Below are 18,457 nucleotides of genomic sequence, written 5' to 3'. Positions count from 1 at the left end.
CAAAGTAGGTACTGCTTCCGTCTTGCTTTACATCTCGTCTTACTTGGCCACGATCATCGGTGGGTTACCCCAACACGCTGTTCGTGACGTCTTCACCCTTGACTGCTCTTGGCCGCAAGCGACCCAGTCCCAGACAAGGCAACCCGACTAGTATGCCGTAGGCGTCCGAATTACTCAACTCCGGGCACTCACGTTCCGATAGTGATGTGGGCGACAACGATCTTACTCCCAAGTAAGATCGCGTCATGACTTCGACCTCGAGTACGACGACTCCCACCTATCGCGCCTGGCAGAAGCTTCCGAACAACCCATTCGGTCAGGCAGTTTTCTCACTTGCCATGTCGGTTCGCGTTCCCTACTTCGCGTCCATTCTCCCCCGCGTCACAACCCTGGAACCAGGCCTGTGCGAGGTGCGCGCCCCGAAGTGGTGGGGCGTACACAACCATCTCGGCACTTTCCACGCGATAGCGGCCTGCAACCTCGCCGAAGTCGCGATGGGAATGTTGTGCGAAGCTACCGTCCCCGGCACCCACCGATGGATCCCGAAATCGATGAACGTCGAGTACCTGGCCAAGGCCGAGACCGGCCTGCGCGCCGTGGCACAGCTTTCACCCATGCCGGATTTCAGCGCTATCTCCACCGGCACCGAATTGGTCGTGCCGATCACGATCGTCGATCGCGCCGGCCAGGAAGTCGTCCGCGCCGAAATCACCACCTGGGTGACAAAGAAGTAACAACTAGTACGAATACATTTGGGCAACAGGACGATTCACGAACATCGACGTCGTCCACGACACCGAGAAGTGGCCTTCTCAGGAACGAATGTCCAGGGTTTCGAGTCGTCGGATTGGTGGAACACCTTCCCGAACGGCGATGATCGGTCGGGGTACCGGTGGCCGGCGCCAGCTGAACGCGTCGGTCACGGGTAGGCGTCGCCTCCGACAGCGCAGCAGCAGGAGGCACCGTGGCAGACTTCCAGCACTCGACCGGCACCGACGCGCACGGGGAGATCCCGCAGACCCACGACCGTAATCCCGGCGACGACCTGGAGAAATTCCGGCGCCAACTCGACGCCATCGACGCCGCCCTGCTCGAGACCGTGCGTGAACGACTCCTGTTATGCCTGCAGATCGGCGAGTGGAAGCGGACGAGTCACGTTCCGATGATGCAGCCATCTCGCGTCCATGTCGTGCAGGAACGCGCGCGTCAATTCGCCCGCCAGCACAACCTGTCACCTGAGTTCTTCAGCTCCCTCTACGAGCTCCTGATCGCGGAAACATGCCGCCTCGAGGACCTGGTGATCGACGGGCCGGAAGCCAACGTGGAAAATGTGCGGGAATCAGTCGGCCCGAGATCAGGATTAACGAGATGAGTTCCCGCACGCTCCTCGTGGACAATTACGACTCGTTCACGTACAACCTTTTCACCCTCTTGACCAAGGTCAACGGCGTGGTGCCCACCGTGGTGACCAACGACGCCGAGTGGGAATCCCTCGATCTCGCCGAGTTCGACAACGTGGTGATCTCACCCGGGCCGGGTCGACCGGATCGGAAACGGGATTTCGGGATCAGCCGCAGGTTCATCGAGGAAGGTCCGCTCCCCCTTCTCGGTGTGTGCCTCGGACATCAAGGACTGTGTCAGCTGTTCGGCGCTGATGTCGTACTCGCGCCGGCACCCATGCACGGGCGGATTTCTCTTGTCGATCACGACGGGTCCGGAGTATTTGCCGGCCTGCCCTCTCCGTTCCGTGCAGTCCGCTACCACTCACTGGCCGTCGAGAATCTTCCCGACGAGTTCGTTCGGACGGCATGGACGCCGGATGGCGTGATCATGGGAGTGCGGCATCGGACGAAGCCGATGTGGGGAGTTCAGTTCCATCCCGAGTCGATCAGCACCGAATTCGGAGTGGAACTGCTCACGAACTTCCGCGATCTGTCGGTCGGCCGAACTCTCGAGTCCGTGATGCGCCCGGATCCAACTCCCCGGGCACCAAGTTTGCGGCCCGCGTCGTCGTACCAGGTCGACAAGGTTCGGCTCGATTTTGCCGTGGATCCGTCCGCCGCATACGCCGCTCTCTTTGCCGAAGGACCCAACGCTTACTGGCTCGATCGAGCCGCCACGTCGGAACCCGATGCGCGGTTCACGATCATGGGCGACTCTTCCGGCCCGTTGGCGGAGTTCATCACCTACGACGTAGACACCGGAGTTCTCACCGTGACGCGAAAGGGGCTGCCTGACGAGCACATTCACGTCCCGTTTTTCGACTATCTCGACGGACAACTCGCGACGCGCTACATTCCCGCGGATCCGGAACTGGACTTCAACCTCGGATATGTCGGCTACCTCGGATACGAATTGAAGGCGCAGACCGGTGGTCACCGTGCACACTCGTCCGAGGCGCCCGACGCGGCAATGGTTTTCGCGGATCGTGCGATTGTCATCGATCACACCGCCGGCCGAACCCATGTATTGCGACTACGTGAAACGCCGGTACGTGAAACACAGCAGGCAGACGATCGTGACGATTGGCTCGCGCATGCCGTCAACGTCCTTGCCGCAGTCGGCGCCGCTGACGAGGAGCGAATTCCGGTTCCCCTGATCAGCGAAACCGTTTGGGCACAAGCACGTTTGCGTCACGACCGGGCTCGGTACCTGTCGTTGATCGAGGACGCGCTCGAACAGATCCGCGTCGGTGAATCGTACGAGGTGTGCCTGACCAATATGGCCGCTGTCGACGGGGCAATCGACTCCCTGCGCACATTCGAGTATCTGCGCGCAATCAACCCCACTCCCTACAGCGCACTGCTCGATTTCACCGGAATTGCGGTCATCTCAGCGTCTCCGGAACGATTCCTACGAGTCGATTCCAACGGCAAGGTGGAGAGCAAACCGATCAAAGGCACTCGCCCCCGTGGCGTCACTCGGGCGCGGGACGCGGCACTGCGGCAAGACCTCCTCGACAGTGAGAAGGACCGAGCAGAGAATCTGATGATCGTTGATCTCACCCGAAACGACCTGGCGAAAGTCTGCGTTCCGGGAAGCGTCCACGTGCCACGTTTGTTCGGGATCGAATCGTATTCATCCGTTCACCAGATGGTCTCGACGGTGCGCGGAATGTTGCGCGGCGACTCGTCAGCGGTCGACTGCGTTCGAGCGGCGTTTCCCGGCGGATCGATGACGGGCGCACCCAAAGTGCGCACGATGGAAATCATCGACCGACTCGAATCAGGTCCTCGCGGAGTGTATTCCGGCTCGATCGGATACTTTGCGCTCGGCGGCGCTGCCGATCTGTCGATCGTTATCCGCTCCCTGGTTTCGACGTCTTCCGGAGTGAGCTTCGGTATCGGCGGCGCTATCACCGCGCTGTCGGACGCGGAGGAGGAATTCGACGAGACAACGGTCAAGGCGTCGACGATGCTCCGCGCACTCGATGTAGCTCCGAGCCACCAGAAGGGCATAGGAAGGTAGCCCACGATGCCGGCGCAGGGTGATGTGATCGTAGTGGGTGGCGCCGGCGCGGTGGGATCCATGTTCGTCGATCTCCTGCGCGACGACGGCAGATCCGTGACGGTTCTGGACCGGACGCGCGGCAGCGATCTCGTCGGCGACATCTCCTGCCCCGACGGGCCGGTACGGGGCGCCCTCGCGCAGGCGGAACTGATTGTCCTGGCCGTAGCCGAGCAAACCGCACTCGCAGCATTGCCGACACTGACGCGTGCCGCACGCGCCGACACGCTGATCGTCGACACCTTGTCGGTCAAATCCCGCATTGCCGTTGCCGTCGAGGAATCCGGTCGCGCCGGTGAATTCCTCGGACTCAACCCGATGTTCCGGCCTTCCCTCGGCCCGCGTGGTCGTGCTGTCATCGCGGTTCCCTACGTCGACGGCCCCCGGTGTCGCGAATTCCTCGACGAGGTCAGATCATGGGGTGCGTCGACGCCTGTCATGGATCCGGACCGTCATGATCGGCTGGCCGCTGCCACCCAGGCCCTGACCCATGCTTCGGTGTTGGCTTTCGGTCTGGCGTTGACGGAACTCGACGTGGCACCGGAGCTCGCCCTCGATGTCGGACCGCCGCCCCATCGAACACTCTCCGCATTGCTTGCCCGAATCGTCACGGGCGAGCCCGAGGTGTACTGGGATGTTCAATCGGGCAATCCCTATGCCGCGACTGCGCGCAAAGCGTTGACTGCTGCGGCTGCCCGGTTGGAGGCGGCAACAGGAAATTTCGACGACTTTTCGGATCTCGTAGCGTCGGCGGCCGGTGCGCTGGGTAATCAGTCGGAGGAACTGAACGAGGTCGCCACGACGCTCTTCGAGGACCTCGGCTCCCACGAAGCCGAGCGCAACCGAGAGTAGGAGGGACCAATGCACAATCGAGTGGCACCACCTGCGCTTCCCGGCTTCGACGCCGAGGATCCCGTCGAGAGCGCAATCGTGCGCCGACTTGCCGAGAACTGGCCTCGTCGCGCCGCCGTCAAGAAGCCCGAACCTGATCTGGACGATCTCTTCGACCACACAAAACTCGACTATCCGGACTCGTTGCTGCCGTTTGCCCAGCACCCTGTGTACACGGCACTCGCGCCGCAGCAGCAAGAACGGCTCCGCGCGTGGGCCTGGATTGCCTTCAACAAGAACGTCATGGATATCGAGCGGTGCGTGGTGAATCCCGGGTTCGAGCTACTCGCGGTGGACGCGTTCGATGTCGGGTTCGCCGATTCCGTCGCGGTCGCTGTCAATCAGGCCATGGTCGACGAGCAATACCACACGCTGATGCATCTGAACGCGAGTTCCTCGACCCGTCGCGGACGGGGATGGTCGCTGCCCACGAAGTCTCTCCCGGACGTTCTGACTGTGCGTGCTCGCGCGCAAGCACTGTCGGAATGCTCCGATGAGCGTTCCCGCGCAGTGGTCGCACTGGCATATATGACCGTCGCCGAGATCTCGATCAGCTCGTACCTGGACGTGATCATCGACGGTGAGGACATTCAGCCGGTCAATCGTGCGACGGTCCGACTTCACAATCGCGACGAACTTTGTCATGCGTCGATCGCCGACGCTCTGGCCGTGTCGGTGTTCGACACTCTCGACTCGGATGAGCGTCGACGGTTCGTCGACGGCGCGGCTGACGCGATGGCAGCATTTGCCGGCAATGATTTCGGCGCGTGGCGGGCGATCATGGATACCGAGGGCATCGCCGGCGGTCACCGGATGATCGACGACGTCGAGCACTCTCCCGAATCCGGCTTACTCGTGCAGGACTTCAGTGGGATCAAAAAGTTGTACGACGCGCTCGGTGTCGACCGCCCTCTACCGTAGGGATCAGCTTCCTTCAGGCCTCGACCGGCATCTGACGGGCGGCGGGTCTGAAGAACAGTCGCTTCACGGACATTGCGTCGGTGTTCTTGTCGTACATGCGATATGCGGGCCACAGAACTGTGTGAAGTATCGAACTACGGAAAATCATGAAGCGAAGTCGACGGTTCATTGCGCCGTGGTGTTTCAGTGTTGCGATCGACGCTTTGTTGTAGGACAGAAACTCGATCGGACCGGTTTCCCCGCGGCGCCCGGACACTTCTGCTCGCATGGCAAGGTTCTGGACTATTTTCATGCCATTTCCGAGAAGGCAGTACGACAGATCGACGTCTTCGTGGAAATCCTTGCGATCACTGACCGATCCCTGCACGGACAGCCAAGCAGATTTTCTGATCGCCATATTCGACCCGGTCAGGGAAGGCGCATCTTTGAGGCCACCGAGATTTCCGAGATTGTCCTGCTTTGCAACTGCGTTGCGCTGCGCGGTTGCGAACGGCGATTCGTAGAACAACGAGAATCCGGTGACGGCATCGAATTCCCGATCCGTGAACAGATCATGTATTTCGCGAGCCCAGCCAGGTAGTACCCGGGTATCGGCATCCACTCTGCCGATCAATTCTCCCTGCACTGAATTGAATCCCAGATTTCGGGCAAAAACAACACCTTGCCGAGTTTCCACTAAATAGCGAATCTTCGGCGAGCGCCGTTCGAATTCTTTGATTATCTCAGCTGTTCCGTCGGTCGAGTTGTTGTCCACAACCACTATCTCGGAAATATCGTCGCCTTGTTCCAACAAGGATTCCAGGCATTCCGAAAGATATTCTTTTTCGTTGTACACCGGAACAACAACCGACAACTGGACGCCCATGGACGGCACGCTATCACCACGCACGATATTCGACCGATGCGGTCAGGTATCCGACACGGAGCAACCGAGTGTGCGATGGCACACAAATTAGTCCTGGCCCAACTGCGTGCTTGCTTGCCTTATCCAGGCAAAGCGACCGAATCACCCCGTCTGAGGCCAAAGTTGCACGTGTCACCTCCGGTAACATGCTCAGTGCGTTCGGAGATAGACAACCAAGGTTCCCGCAATCCGTGTGGGTCATCCGCGGCTGCGCCCTCCGGCCTCACCACAAGCCGGATCGGCACAACCAGGCCACCCAAGGTAGCCCCACCACATCCATGTAGACAGCGGAGAATTGATGCCCTTTCCCACGGACGCGGCTGTAGTCGTGGAGGACGTTCACAAGTCCTTCAAAGATGTCCACGCTCTGCGCGGTATCAACTTCCAGGCCCCCAAAGGATCGGTTCTCGGCATTCTCGGACCCAACGGTGCAGGCAAGACCACCACGGTCAAGGTGCTGTCGACGCTGATTCGTCCCGACAGCGGACGCGCGATGATCGCCGGATACGACGCCGTACGAAATGCCCCCGAAGTTCGTCGTTCGATCATGATGACGGGGCAGTTCGCGGCACTCGACAATGCACTGACCGGCCGCGAGAACATCGAACTGTTTGCACAGTTGATGGGCTTGGATCGTGCGTCGGCGAAGCAGCGGGCCGCTGACCTCCTGGAAGAGTTCGACCTGGTCGAGGCTGGCGCTCGCACAGTGGCCAACTACTCGGGCGGTATGCGTCGTCGCATCGACATCGCCTGCGGGCTCGTCGTTCGTCCCGAGGTCGTGTTCCTCGACGAACCGACCACCGGATTGGATCCACGCAGCCGTCAGAGCGTGTGGAATCTCGTTCAAACGCTGAAGGAACAAGGCATCACGGTTCTGCTGACTACGCAGTACCTGGAGGAAGCCGACCTTCTCAGCGACAACATCATCGTGATCGACAAGGGCTCGGTCATCGCCGAGGGAACCGCAGATCAGCTCAAGGCCCGTACGGGAGCGAGCTTCTGCGAGATCGTTCCACTGTCCGCCGATTTACTCGGCCCCGCAGCCAACGCTCTGGGCAACCTACTTCCGCCGGACTTCCGTTTCGATATCGCCAAGGACAACGGAAAGATCGCAATCCCGGCACCGCGCGGTTCCGCGACGCTTGCCGAGGCCTTGCGCCGCCTCGATCACGCGAGAATTCCGCTTGCCGACATCGCGCTGCGGCGCCCGTCTCTCGACGATGTTTTCCTCTCGTTGACCGGACGCCCTCAGGCTGCCGAACCCGGCAAGGCCGGTGAGCCTGCATGACCACTACGACCAAGTACCAAACCCCGAACCTGACGCTGCAGAAGACCGGTCGCCGTGAGATCTCGGTTCCGGCTGCCACGCGAGTGGGACGTCACCGTCGCCCGAATCCGTCGGCGCTCATGCAGTGGTGGGTTCTCACGGGTCGCACGTTGCGGGCGATGGTTCGACGCTACGAGTTGGTTATCGCCGTCATCGCTCCACTGATCTTCACTGTGGGTTTCTACCTGCCGCTCAAGTTCGTGATGCAGCTCCAAGGCATCGACTACGCGCAGTTCCTGATGCCGATCATCGTGTTGCAGGCGATGGCCTTCACGTCGATTTCGGCCGCACAGATGTCGGCAAAAGAGAAGATCACCGGATTCAGTTCGCGCATGCAGACCATGCCGGTCTACGGACCGGTCCCCTTGCTGTCCCGGATGAGCAGCGGATTCGTCCGTTCCGTGGTGTCGTTGACGGCCGCACTCGTCTACGGACATGCGATCGGTTTTCGATTCACCGAAGGGTTTGGCCAGGCAGCGCTCTTCTGCGGCTTGGCTTTGGTGTTCAGCACATGCTTGTCACTGGGCGCCGACGCTATCGGCTCACTCTCGAAGAGTCCGCAGGCAACCAGCCAGGCCCTTACCCTTCCCCAGCTGATCCTGGGCATGCTCTCGTGTGGGTTCGCTCCTGAGACGGGCTTTCCCGAGTGGATCCGCCCCTTCGTGCGCAATCAGCCAGTCTCACAATTCTCCTTCGCGATGCGCGATCTCGCGCACGGCGGCGTCACGTCGCACACGATGTTCCCGGTTGTGATGTGGTCGTTGGGACTGCTGGTCGTCTGCGCTCCCCTTGCCTACTGGGCGAGTACAAGGCGGGCATGATGACAAGTACCGACAGGAGCAAACTCGACCAGAGCGAGCCACGACGCGGTCGCACGCTGAACTTTCCGGAACCCAACGCCGCGTTGCCGGAAAACTCCGCGAAGGCTCTGTGGACTCACAGCCTGATTCAAGCTCGGCGGCTGCTCGTCAGTTGGGCGCGGGATCCATCCACCGCTATCCAAGCGTTGTTGTACCCGGCCTTGACGCTCATCATGTTCCGAGTTGTCCTCGGAAACTCGATCAGCGCGGCCACCGGTCAGCCGAGTATCTACGGAACTGTTCCGCTGATCATTCTGGTCGGCGCGATGTTCGGTTCCATTGCCAGTGCTGTCGGGCTACGGACCGAGAAGACCAGCGGACTACTCAGCCGCTTCTGGACGCTGCCGGCCCACCGTGCGTCGGGGTTGGTCGGGCGAATGATCGCCGAGGCCATCCGTGTCCTCGTGACGACGATCGTGATCATCGGAGTCGGTTTCATCGCCGGTTTCCGATTCAACCAAGGCCCAGTTGCCGCGATCGGAATGCTCCTTCTGCCGATTGTCTTCGGTATCGGATTTGCCGTGATGGTGACGGCTCTCGCTACAGTGTCGGACAATCTTCCACTCGTCGAGATCGTCTCCATCGTTTGCACACTGCTGATGTTCTTCAACAGTGGTTTTGTCCCCACAATGGCGTATCCCGTCTGGTTGCAACCGGTGATCGCAGCACAACCGATGTCGGTAGCAGTGGAAGCGATGCGAGGAATGTCGCTTGGTGGGCCAGTTCTCGAACCTGTGCTCAAAACATTTGCCTGGTCCTTCGGAATGATCGCAATATTCATATATCCGGCAATTCAGGGATACCGTCGGGCTGCATCGGACTAACGCCTGAATGAAAATCGATCTACCGAGTCGGGGGCGTCCCGTAACGTATCCGACCGTCGGGTCGACATATCCAATCGGGAAGCAAAGACCGCCGCTTTTCCGAGAACCGTTTCAACCGAGAGGTAAGAAGTCTTGACGCGAAACACGAAACCAGCCTGGCGTCGCGCCACACATGTCGGAGTTCTGGCAATCGCCTGCTCATTGTTCACCGCCGGTATTGCACAAGCCGCTCCCGACAACTCGGGCAATTCCGCATCCGACGTGGCCGCGAACGGTTCGTACGTCAAGTCCGTGCAGAAGATCAATGATCGGCAACTCGTCGTCAATGTCTACGCTGCGTCGATGGACAAGATGGTGCCCATTCAGGTCATCACCCCGGCCGATAATTCCGAACCACGTCCTATTCTCTACCTCTTGAACGGCGCAGGCGGTGGCGAAGACTCCGCGACCTGGCAGCGTCAGACCGACGTCGTCGACTTCTTCAGCGACAAGAACGTCAATGTCGCGACGCCGGTGGGCGGACGCCTCTCCTACTACACCGATTGGGAGCAGGACGACCCGAAGGCCGGGCGCAACAAGTGGTCGACCTTCCTCGGCGAGGAACTGCCGCCACTCCTGAACAAGGAACTGGGCAGCAACGGGGAGCAGGCATTGTCCGCTATCTCGATGTCCGGTACGTCTGTTCTGAACCTCGCTATCGAGCATCCCGGACTGTACAACTCGGTTGCCGCGTACAGTGGCTGCGCTCAGACCAGTGACCCGCTCGGCCAGCAGTTCGTCAGGATCACCACCGAATGGATCGGTGGAGTCGACGACGTCACCAACATGTGGGGTCCGCTCGACGGTCAGGGCTGGCGCGATCACGATCCGCTGGTCAACGCCGAAAAACTCCGCGGAACTCCGATCTACATGAGCACCGGCAACGGTCTTCCCGGCTTCCCGAACGACACGAGCCTCAACCCTCGCATGAATGACGGACGCGCAAACCTGGAGAACCAGATCATCGTCGGCGGCGTCATCGAAGCTGCTACCAACCTGTGCACCTCCAACATGGCCAAGCGCCTGTACGAGCTGAACATTCCCGCCGTGGTCGACTTCCGCCCGACGGGCACCCACTCGTGGGGTTACTGGCAGGACGATCTCCACAAGTCGTGGCCGTTCATCGCCGGTTCGCTCGGAATCTGATTTGCCCCTGATTCACCTCGAAGGCCACCTGCTCGCGACACTCCCGTTGTGGAGTGTCCGAGCAGGTGGCCTTTGTCGTCAGGTGCGGTTCCGCTTACCTGACCTGACAAAATCTCCTGATCATCCCCAGCAACACTTTCGAAGGCATCTCTTGTGAACACAGGCATTTCCCGACGTGGTTTCCTCGGCGCCGCAACTGCACTCGGAGTAGCCGGTGCCACTGCAGTTGGCGCTGCCGTACAACCTGCAGCAGCCACGCCGATTCGTTCGGCGTCTCGACACAGTCAATTGCCGGCTCCGAGCACAATTGACGCGACCGACCCTGCACTGCTCAGCGCTACCGAAGCCGCGAGTCTGCTCCAGGAAGGCATCCTTCATCCACGCGAGCTACTCGACGCGTGCTTGACACGCAGTCACGAGTACGACGGTGGAATCGGTTCATGGATCCGGATCTATCCGGAGGTCGCGTACGCTGCCGCCGAGAAGGCAGCGCAACGACTCTCGACCGCAGGGCGGACGAGCGATGGTGAAGCGCCACCACTGGTCTGTGGGTTGCCGATCGCTCTGAAAGATATGTTTGCGGTATCGGGATTACCGGTCACAGCCTCGAGTCGCGTCCTCGAAGGGAACATCGCCGCGGGTGACTCGACCGTATGGCGCCGCCTGAGTGACGCGGGCATGGTGTTGATGGGTCACGCGCACTGCGACGAGTTCGCCATCGGTGTGGCGACGGCACAAGTGGGCAACCCCTGGAATGCCGAGTACTCACCGGGTGGGTCGTCGGGCGGCAGTGCTGCAGTCCTGGCCGCCCGCTTCAGTCCGCTGGCAACTGGAACCGACACTGGCGGATCGCTCCGCTTGCCGGCAAGCGCAACGGGAATCACCTCTGTCAAGCCGACTTTCGGACGTTGCAGCACGTACGGAACGATCCCCCTCAACTGGACGCGTGACCATACCGGCCCTATGGCCCGAAGTGCGGCCGATGCGTCCTTGCTGCTCAGTTACATGGCCGGCGTCGACGTCAACGATCCAACTACGTCTGCCGGTCCCCCGGTTCCGGCTGACGGGTACCCCTTGGCAGCTCAGGGTGGACAGTCACCGCTCGCCGGCCGCCGATTCGGCATCCCCCGTAAAGGTGTCGACAAATTGCCGGCGTCGTTGGGCACACTGTTCGCCGCGTTCACGGACACCGTCGTCGCACTCGGGGGCACCCTAGTCGACGTGTCGATGCCGACCTATCCGACAGGACTACTGACCGGAGATATGGCCGAGGCCGGCCATTATCACCAGCAGTTCTCCGACCGGATCGGACTGTACAAACCGGAGCGAGCACTCTTCGTCGGGCAGGCCCTTGCATCGATGGCGGTTCCAGTCGCCGACTACATGACGTTGGCGCACAACAGGCTTCGCTACCAACACGACTACAACCGCATGCTCTCCGAGCAGAATCTCGACGCCATTCTCGTACCAGGCGCCAGTGTGGACGGCAGTAAGCGTTCTGAGGTCGCGGGCATCGCACTGTTCGACGGAGTCACCGCCGACGTCGCCTGGGCCAACTACACAGGCGCTCCGGTTGTCACGACGCCGGCCGGAAGGTCGAAGGAGACCGGACTTCCGTTCGGAGTCCAACTCGGTGGTCGCATGTGGGACGAAGCCGGTCTCATTCAGATTGCGTTGGAACTCCAAGCTGCCCAGCCTTTTTGGCAGGAAGCGCCACCTCTGACCCAAAATGCCAGGCAGATACCGACGTCGGTTATTGCCCAACCCGGCCCGGGACCTGACCCGACAAACACGCAGAACGTCGGCTTCTCGTTCAGATTTGTGCCGACGTCCTCTTAACGCTCCGATCAGCTCCTGAAGAACGCCGCCAATCGTGGACCGATCAGCTCGAGCTGATCGGTTTCCATCATCGAGTGATGCGAACTCTCGACCGTTGTCTCAGCCAGGGTTCCGTTGACGTAAGGCTTCCAGGCCTCGGCAAGTTCGATTGTCGAACCGACTGCCACGGTGGCGCTGAGAAGTACAGCGTCACCGTCGAAGACGCGCGGTACGTACCCGTCGATTATCGAGGCAGCTGAGATCGCAAAATCGTACAGAGATCCGAGTTGCTCGTCGGAGAGGAACGACAGGGAATCGAGCGATCGGCCGAGCGCGAGAATCTCGTCCCGGCCCAACGCACCGAGATCCAGGGTGTCCCCGACGTCGACCCCCCATCCAGCGGCCAGTTCGGAGACGTTGTCCCGGGCCTGGTTCTCCCCGACTTCGGTTGTGCCGCGAGGATCGATCATTGCCAGCTTCACGTCGAACCCCTTCGAGCGCAATAGAACTGCACACGCGTGTCCGATGAACCCGCCGAGCGAGTAGCCGACGATGTGGAACGGGCCGCTCGGAGTCACTCTCAGCATCTCGCGAACGTAGCGTTCGGCCAATGCGTCGACCGACGTGGGCAGAGACCACGGTTCCGCCATCACCGGTGCCTGCAGACCGTAGAGCGGCGTCTGCGCGTCGAGGTGAGGTACCAGGCCGGAGGCCTTCCATGCCAGCCCGCTCATCGGGTGGATGAAGAATACCGGTACGGACGATCCAGCTTCCCGGATCGGCAATAGAACATCGACTGCCTGATTCGACGACGCCGCGCTGCCACGAAGTGTGTCTTCGATTCGGGCAGAGAGGGATTCAACTGTCGATGCACCGAACAGCATGCGCACGGGGACGTCGGCACCAACAGATGCACTCAGTTCGGACGCCAACTTCATCGCGATGAGGGAGTTGCCACCCAACTCGAAGAAATCATCATCCAACCCCACCCGATCAACACCCAACACACCCACAAACGCCGACGCCACCACCAACTCCACCGACGACACCGGAGCCCGAAACACCCGAGCCTCGAACACCGGCTCCGGCAACAACGCCCGATCCAACTTCCCCGACGAATTCAACGGAAACGCATCCAACACCACCACAGCAGCCGGAACCATATAACCCGGAACCCGCTCCCCCACAAACCCCCGCAACACCGACACATCCACAACCGACCCCACAGCCGGCACCACATACCCCACCAACTGATCACCCATCACCGACCCACGCACCACCACCGCAGCCGACAACACCGACCCATGCGCCGTGAGCGCCGCCTCGATCTCCCCCAACTCGATCCGCTGACCACGAAACTTCACCTGAAAATCAGTACGACCGATGTACTCCAACTCACCAATCGAGTTCCACCGAACAAGATCACCCGTCCGATACATCCGCTCCCCACCCACACCGAACGGCGACGCCACAAACCGATCCGCACTCAAATCCGGACGACCCACATACCCCCGAGCCAACTGCACACCCGACAAATACAACTCACCCGCAACACCCACCGCAACCGGCCGAAGGCGCGAATCCAACACAAACACCCGGCAATTCCACTCCGGCACACCAATCGACACCACCGACCCCGACCCAGCACCCGTCACATCCGCAAACGTAAACGACACCGCAGCCTCAGTCGGACCATACAAATTATGCAACCGCGCCGACGACACCAACCCGAACTCACGCACCGCCTCCACCGGCAACGCCTCACCGATCACCAACACATCACGCAACGAACCCAACAACCCCGGATCCACCAACGACGAAAACGTCGACAACATCGTCGGAACAAAATCCGTCACCGACACACCCTGCTCGTCAATCACCGACGCCAAATACCCCGGATCCCGATGACCATCAGCCGACGCCAACACCAACACCGCACCCACCCGCAACGGCATGAAAAAACCCCACAACGACACATCGAACGTCGTCGCCGTCTTCTGCAAATACACATCCGCAGCCGACAAAACATACTCGCCCTGCATGAACTCGAGCTGATTCACAATCGCCGCATGCGAGACCGCCACACCCTTCGGCCGACCCGTCGACCCCGACGTGAAAATCACATACGCCGTATTCGACGCCCGCAACGGCGACAACCGATCCACATCAGAAACCCGCGCACCCGAAAAACCAGACACATCAACAACATCGACACACACAACCCGACGACCCGACGCCGTGAAACCATCACGCTCCGTCGACACCACACACACCGGATCAGCCGAATCCAACACATACTCATTACGCGAGGACGGCGCATCAGGATCCAACGGCACCCACGCCCCACCCGCACGCACAATCGCATACAACCCAACCAACAAATCAACCGACCGCCGAACAGCCAACCCCACCAACGACTCCGGCCCAACACCCAAACCAATCAAATAACGCGCAAGCCTATTGACCCTCTCATCGAACTCCCCATACGAGAGCACCTCATCCCCACACACCACCGCACGCGAACCCGAAGAAACCGCCACCACAGAATCAAAACCATCCAACAACAACCCACCCACAACCGGACGCGCGGTGTCATTGAAGTCTTCGATGATGTTCTGTATTTCCTTGGTGGACAACAGTTCCACGTCACCGACAGCAGTTCCCGGATTCGTGACCATCGCACGGAGAATGGTGGTCAGGCGCTCGGCTAGCCCGCCAACAGTAGCGGCGTCGAAAAGATCTGTGGCGTAGAGCCACGACATCACCATGCCGGTACCGACGCCGGCCTCGTCTTCAACCGGCGATGCCGTCAGCTGAAGGTCGAATTTTGCGATATCGATTCCCGCATCGAACTCCGAGACTCGCAGGTCAGGCAACTCCAGAGCGTCACCTGCCATGTTCTGGAAGAACAACGCAACCTGGAACAACGGATGATGCGCCTGCGAACGGGCCGGATCGAGAACCTCCACCAAACGCTCGAAAGGCAAGTCCGCGTTGGCAAATGCACCCAAATCGGTTTCACGAACCTGATCGAGAAGATCGGCAAACGATATGTTCGGCGTCACCGGCGTACGCAACACCAGTGTATTGACAAACATCCCGATCAGATCATCGAGCGCAGGTTCCCCCCGACCGGAAATCGGCGAACCGATAACCACGTCGTCAGTCGACGCCATCCGCGCAAGCAGCACCGCAAGCGCCGCATGCACAACCATGAACAGCGAAACACCACGATCCAACGCCAATTGCTCCAGAGCCCTGTGCAACTCACCGTCGATATCGAAACGATGCACCGCGCCACGCGTCGACGCAACCGCCGGGCGCTTCCGATCGAACGGCAGATCGATCTTCTCCGGCAACCCCGCGAGATTCTCACTCCAATAACGTAATTGCTCCGACATCAACGACGCCGGATCAGAATCGACCCCCAAAACCTCATGCTGCCACAACGCAAAATCTGCGTATTGCACCGCAAGCGGCGACCACGCCGGCGCGCCGCCCTGCGCCCGGGCAAGATAGGCCAATGCAACATCACGCACCAGAGGACCCACCGAAACACCGTCGGCAGAGATATGGTGAACCACCATTGCGAGAACGAATTCACTTGGGCTGGTACGGAACAGACGAACCCGAAGTGGAACTGCAACGGAAACGTCGAACCCAACGGTCACCAGCGGCGCCAAAGTTGCAAGCAACTCCGACTCGTCGAGATCCCGAGGATCCAGATCGATATCTGCCGTGGACACTTCGAGAACGTCCTGATAGCCGATACCACCGAACTCCGGATACACAGTCCGCAGCACCTCGTGCCGAGCGACAACATCCTCAACAGCGCGCGCAAGCGCACTCACGTCCAGTTCACCGGACAGTCGCAAAACGATCGGAATATTGTTCACTGCAGATTCCGCGTCGAACCGACTCAGGAACCACATGCGCTGTTGTGCAAGAGACAATGGCACACGATCAGGACGAACCATCGGCGCCAAGGCCACATGCCCGATCGTTTCCGTCTCGGCTTCGATGCGAGCGGCGAGCGCTTCGACGGTAGACGCTTCGAACAGAGTCTTCACCTGAACGCGGGTATCGAACGCTGCGCCCAGACGACCGGCCAGCTTGGCGGCGATCAGGGAGTTCCCACCCAATTCGAAGAAATCATCCGAAGCGCCGACCTGTTCGAGGCCGAGGAGATCGGCAATCGCGTCGGCCACAAGCTTCTCGGCAGGCGTGGACGGCGCTTGGTACGAGCGTGATTCGAATGTCGGCGCCGGCAATGCGTCGACGTCGAGCTTGCCGACCGGAGTCAGCGGAATATCTTCGAGCATCACCATTGCTGCCGGGACCATGTGCCGAGGCAGTGCGCCGCGTGCGTGGACTGTCAATGCCTCAGCGTCGAGAGTGTTTCCGGCCTTTACATACGACACCAATGCTGGTTCGCCCGTCGGCCCACTCCGAGGAAGTGTCGCCACAAATTCGACGCCGGGCACCGAGGCGAGAACTGCGTCGATCTCACCGAGTTCGATGCGGAATCCGCGAATCTTGACCTGAGAGTCACCGCGGCCGAGGTATTCGAGACTGCGTTGGTCGTCGCCGGCCTTGATCCAGCGAACGGTGTCGCCGGTGCGGTACAGACGTTCGCCCGTGTCCGCGAACGGGTTTGCCACAAAACTTGCTGCGGTTGTCGCGGGAAGCTGGTTGTACCCACGGGCGAGATGTGTTCCGGAAACATACAATTCGCCGGCAGTGCCGGTCGCCACCGGCTGCAGGCGGGAGTCGAGAACGTAGAGTCCGACGCCGCGCACCGGGCCGCCGATCGTGACCGGACTGTCGACCGTCAGTTCGGCAATCGACACGACGACGGTGGTTTCGGTGGGGCCGTACGCGTTGAAGAATTTTCGTCCGGGCGCCCACTGAGTCACCAGTGCGGGCGAACATGCTTCGCCGCCCACGACAACAACGTCGAGCGTGTCGAAATCACCCTCCGCAGAGAGCGATCCCAGTGCCGCAGGAGTCATGAACGCGTGGGTAATCTTTTCTTCGGTGAGCAGTTCGGCGAGCTCGTCGCCGCCGTACACATCGGGGCGTGCGATCACCATCGTGGAACCGGTGCCGAATGCGAGGAGCAATTCCAGAACGGAGGCATCGAAGCTGGGCGATGCAAAGTGCAGGGTTCGGGATGCAGAAGTGAGACCGTAGCGCTCGATCTGCTCGGCACACAGGTTCGCAATGCCTCCATGCGTGACGACAACGCCCTTGGGTCGACCGGTCGAACCCGAGGTGTAGATCACGTAGGCGGGATGCTCCGCACGCAAAGTTCCGACACGTTCGGTGTACGACACCGGTTCGGCAGGAAGTTCGGCCGCCTTTGCCAGGAACTCGGCGTTGTCGAGTTCCCACCACTGCAAACTCGCCGGCAGTCCGTCGGCGACAGCGCCTACCGTCAAGCCGATCGAGACGCCGGAATCGACAAGCATGTGCAAGGCGCGGTCGGCCGGGTAGTTGGGATCAACCGGTACAAATGCGGCCCCGGTCTTCGCGACGGCCCACAGTGCGCACACCGACTCGACGGAGCGTGGGATGGAGATCGCTACCCGATCTTCCGGTCCCACTCTGTGAGCAATGAGGAGACGCGCCAGCTGCGACGACGCGGCATCCAGCTCGGCGTAGGTGACGGAACGACCGTCGAAGCGGATGGCGACGGCGCCTGGGTCGATATCGACGGCAGCCGCCAGTAGCTGCGGCAGCAAGGGCACTCGAACGCGGCGAGTACGGGTGGGACGGGGTTTGCGGCTTCCGCGTGTCTTTGCGGGGGTCAGATCGTCCGCGCTCATGCGATCACGTCCGATGATCGATCAGCATGTACGTCGGCCCCTTGCGCCATCAGACAACTCACCTTCGCGTAATACTTGTTTTCACGGTCATCTCGCCCGTTGCGGCTCCCCACAATGCATCGGCAACCGAGTGCCATTGTTACAGCCGCGGAGTTGCCGAGCGCCGCATACCGCGAGTGGATATGAGTTCCACCACTCGCGGTACGTGAGGTCACCACGAGCGCGGGCTGTGCTCCTCGAGGACGTGTTCGAGATCCGGCAGTTCGCTGCGATCGATGCTTGCAGCGTCATCCACCGACAGCACCGCGTGTGTCACCCACTCGTCGGCCAGCAGGTCGTCGAGCGATTCGATGTCACTACCTGCCACCACCCACGCAGCACCCGCCGATGCA

General features: G+C 60.7%; 12 protein-coding genes. 10 read left to right on the top strand and 2 right to left on the bottom strand.

Annotation, left to right across the window (positions count from 1 at the left end):
- Positions 1–245 precede the first annotated feature (245 nt).
- The 5 genes from RG2_RS04685 to RG2_RS04665 all read left to right on the top strand — a co-directional run bounded on the left by RG2_RS04685 (position 246) and on the right by RG2_RS04665 (position 5,319).
- Complete coding sequence (locus RG2_RS04685) at positions 246–734, top strand: hotdog fold domain-containing protein (protein ID WP_033231382.1); 489 nt, start codon at positions 246–248, stop codon at positions 732–734.
- 230 nt (positions 735–964) lie between these two features.
- On the top strand, positions 965–1,372 hold the full coding sequence (locus RG2_RS04680; RefSeq protein WP_080711579.1) for a chorismate mutase family protein: 408 nt from the start codon (positions 965–967) through the stop codon (positions 1,370–1,372).
- Entirely contained in the window at positions 1,369–3,468 is a 2,100-nt protein-coding gene (gene pabB, locus RG2_RS04675) for an aminodeoxychorismate synthase component I (RefSeq protein ID WP_033231383.1), read from the top strand. Before RG2_RS04680 ends, pabB begins: the two co-directional genes overlap by 4 nt.
- A gap of 6 nt (positions 3,469–3,474) precedes the next feature.
- Positions 3,475–4,359 (top strand): prephenate dehydrogenase dimerization domain-containing protein, encoded by an 885-nt coding sequence (locus tag RG2_RS04670; RefSeq protein ID WP_033231384.1) that lies wholly within the window; start codon positions 3,475–3,477, stop codon positions 4,357–4,359.
- Positions 4,360–4,368: 9 nt separating this feature from the next.
- Entirely contained in the window at positions 4,369–5,319 is a 951-nt protein-coding gene (locus tag RG2_RS04665) for a diiron oxygenase (protein ID WP_033231385.1), read from the top strand.
- Between the two features lie 13 nt (positions 5,320–5,332).
- On the opposite strand, the gene RG2_RS04660 is transcribed toward RG2_RS04665, so the two are convergent.
- Complete coding sequence (locus RG2_RS04660) at positions 5,333–6,184, bottom strand: glycosyltransferase family 2 protein (protein WP_033231386.1); 852 nt, start codon at positions 6,182–6,184, stop codon at positions 5,333–5,335.
- A gap of 337 nt (positions 6,185–6,521) precedes the next feature.
- On the opposite strand from RG2_RS04660, the gene RG2_RS04655 reads away from it, so the two are divergent.
- From RG2_RS04655 to RG2_RS04635, 5 genes are all read left to right on the top strand, one after another.
- Entirely contained in the window at positions 6,522–7,511 is a 990-nt protein-coding gene (locus RG2_RS04655) for a daunorubicin resistance protein DrrA family ABC transporter ATP-binding protein (protein ID WP_033231387.1), read from the top strand.
- Positions 7,508–8,371, top strand: coding sequence for an ABC transporter permease (locus RG2_RS04650; RefSeq protein ID WP_033231388.1), 864 nt, complete (start codon positions 7,508–7,510; stop codon positions 8,369–8,371). Before RG2_RS04655 ends, RG2_RS04650 begins: the two co-directional genes overlap by 4 nt.
- On the top strand, positions 8,371–9,234 hold the full coding sequence (locus RG2_RS04645; protein ID WP_033231548.1) for an ABC transporter permease: 864 nt from the start codon (positions 8,371–8,373) through the stop codon (positions 9,232–9,234). The genes RG2_RS04650 and RG2_RS04645 overlap by 1 nt, the downstream gene beginning before the upstream one ends.
- A gap of 132 nt (positions 9,235–9,366) precedes the next feature.
- Positions 9,367–10,419: an alpha/beta hydrolase gene (locus RG2_RS04640; protein WP_045070840.1), complete on the top strand. Its 1,053-nt coding sequence runs from the start codon at positions 9,367–9,369 to the stop codon at positions 10,417–10,419.
- A 153-nt stretch (positions 10,420–10,572) separates the two neighbouring features.
- Positions 10,573–12,258 (top strand): amidase, encoded by a 1,686-nt coding sequence (locus RG2_RS04635; protein WP_033231389.1) that lies wholly within the window; start codon positions 10,573–10,575, stop codon positions 12,256–12,258.
- A gap of 8 nt (positions 12,259–12,266) precedes the next feature.
- Here RG2_RS04635 and RG2_RS04630 read toward each other — a convergent pair whose 3' ends face one another.
- Positions 12,267–18,065, bottom strand: a complete 5,799-nt coding sequence (locus RG2_RS04630) for a non-ribosomal peptide synthetase (protein WP_072782318.1) — start codon at positions 18,063–18,065, stop codon at positions 12,267–12,269.
- Positions 18,066–18,457 lie beyond the last annotated feature (392 nt).

It is taken from the genome of Rhodococcus globerulus NBRC 14531 (assembly GCF_001894805.1).
In the GTDB taxonomy this organism is placed as follows: domain Bacteria; phylum Actinomycetota; class Actinomycetes; order Mycobacteriales; family Mycobacteriaceae; genus Rhodococcus_F; species Rhodococcus_F globerula.
The sequence above is the reverse complement of the archived record's forward strand: the minus strand, read 5'-3'. Positions and strand labels throughout refer to the sequence as shown.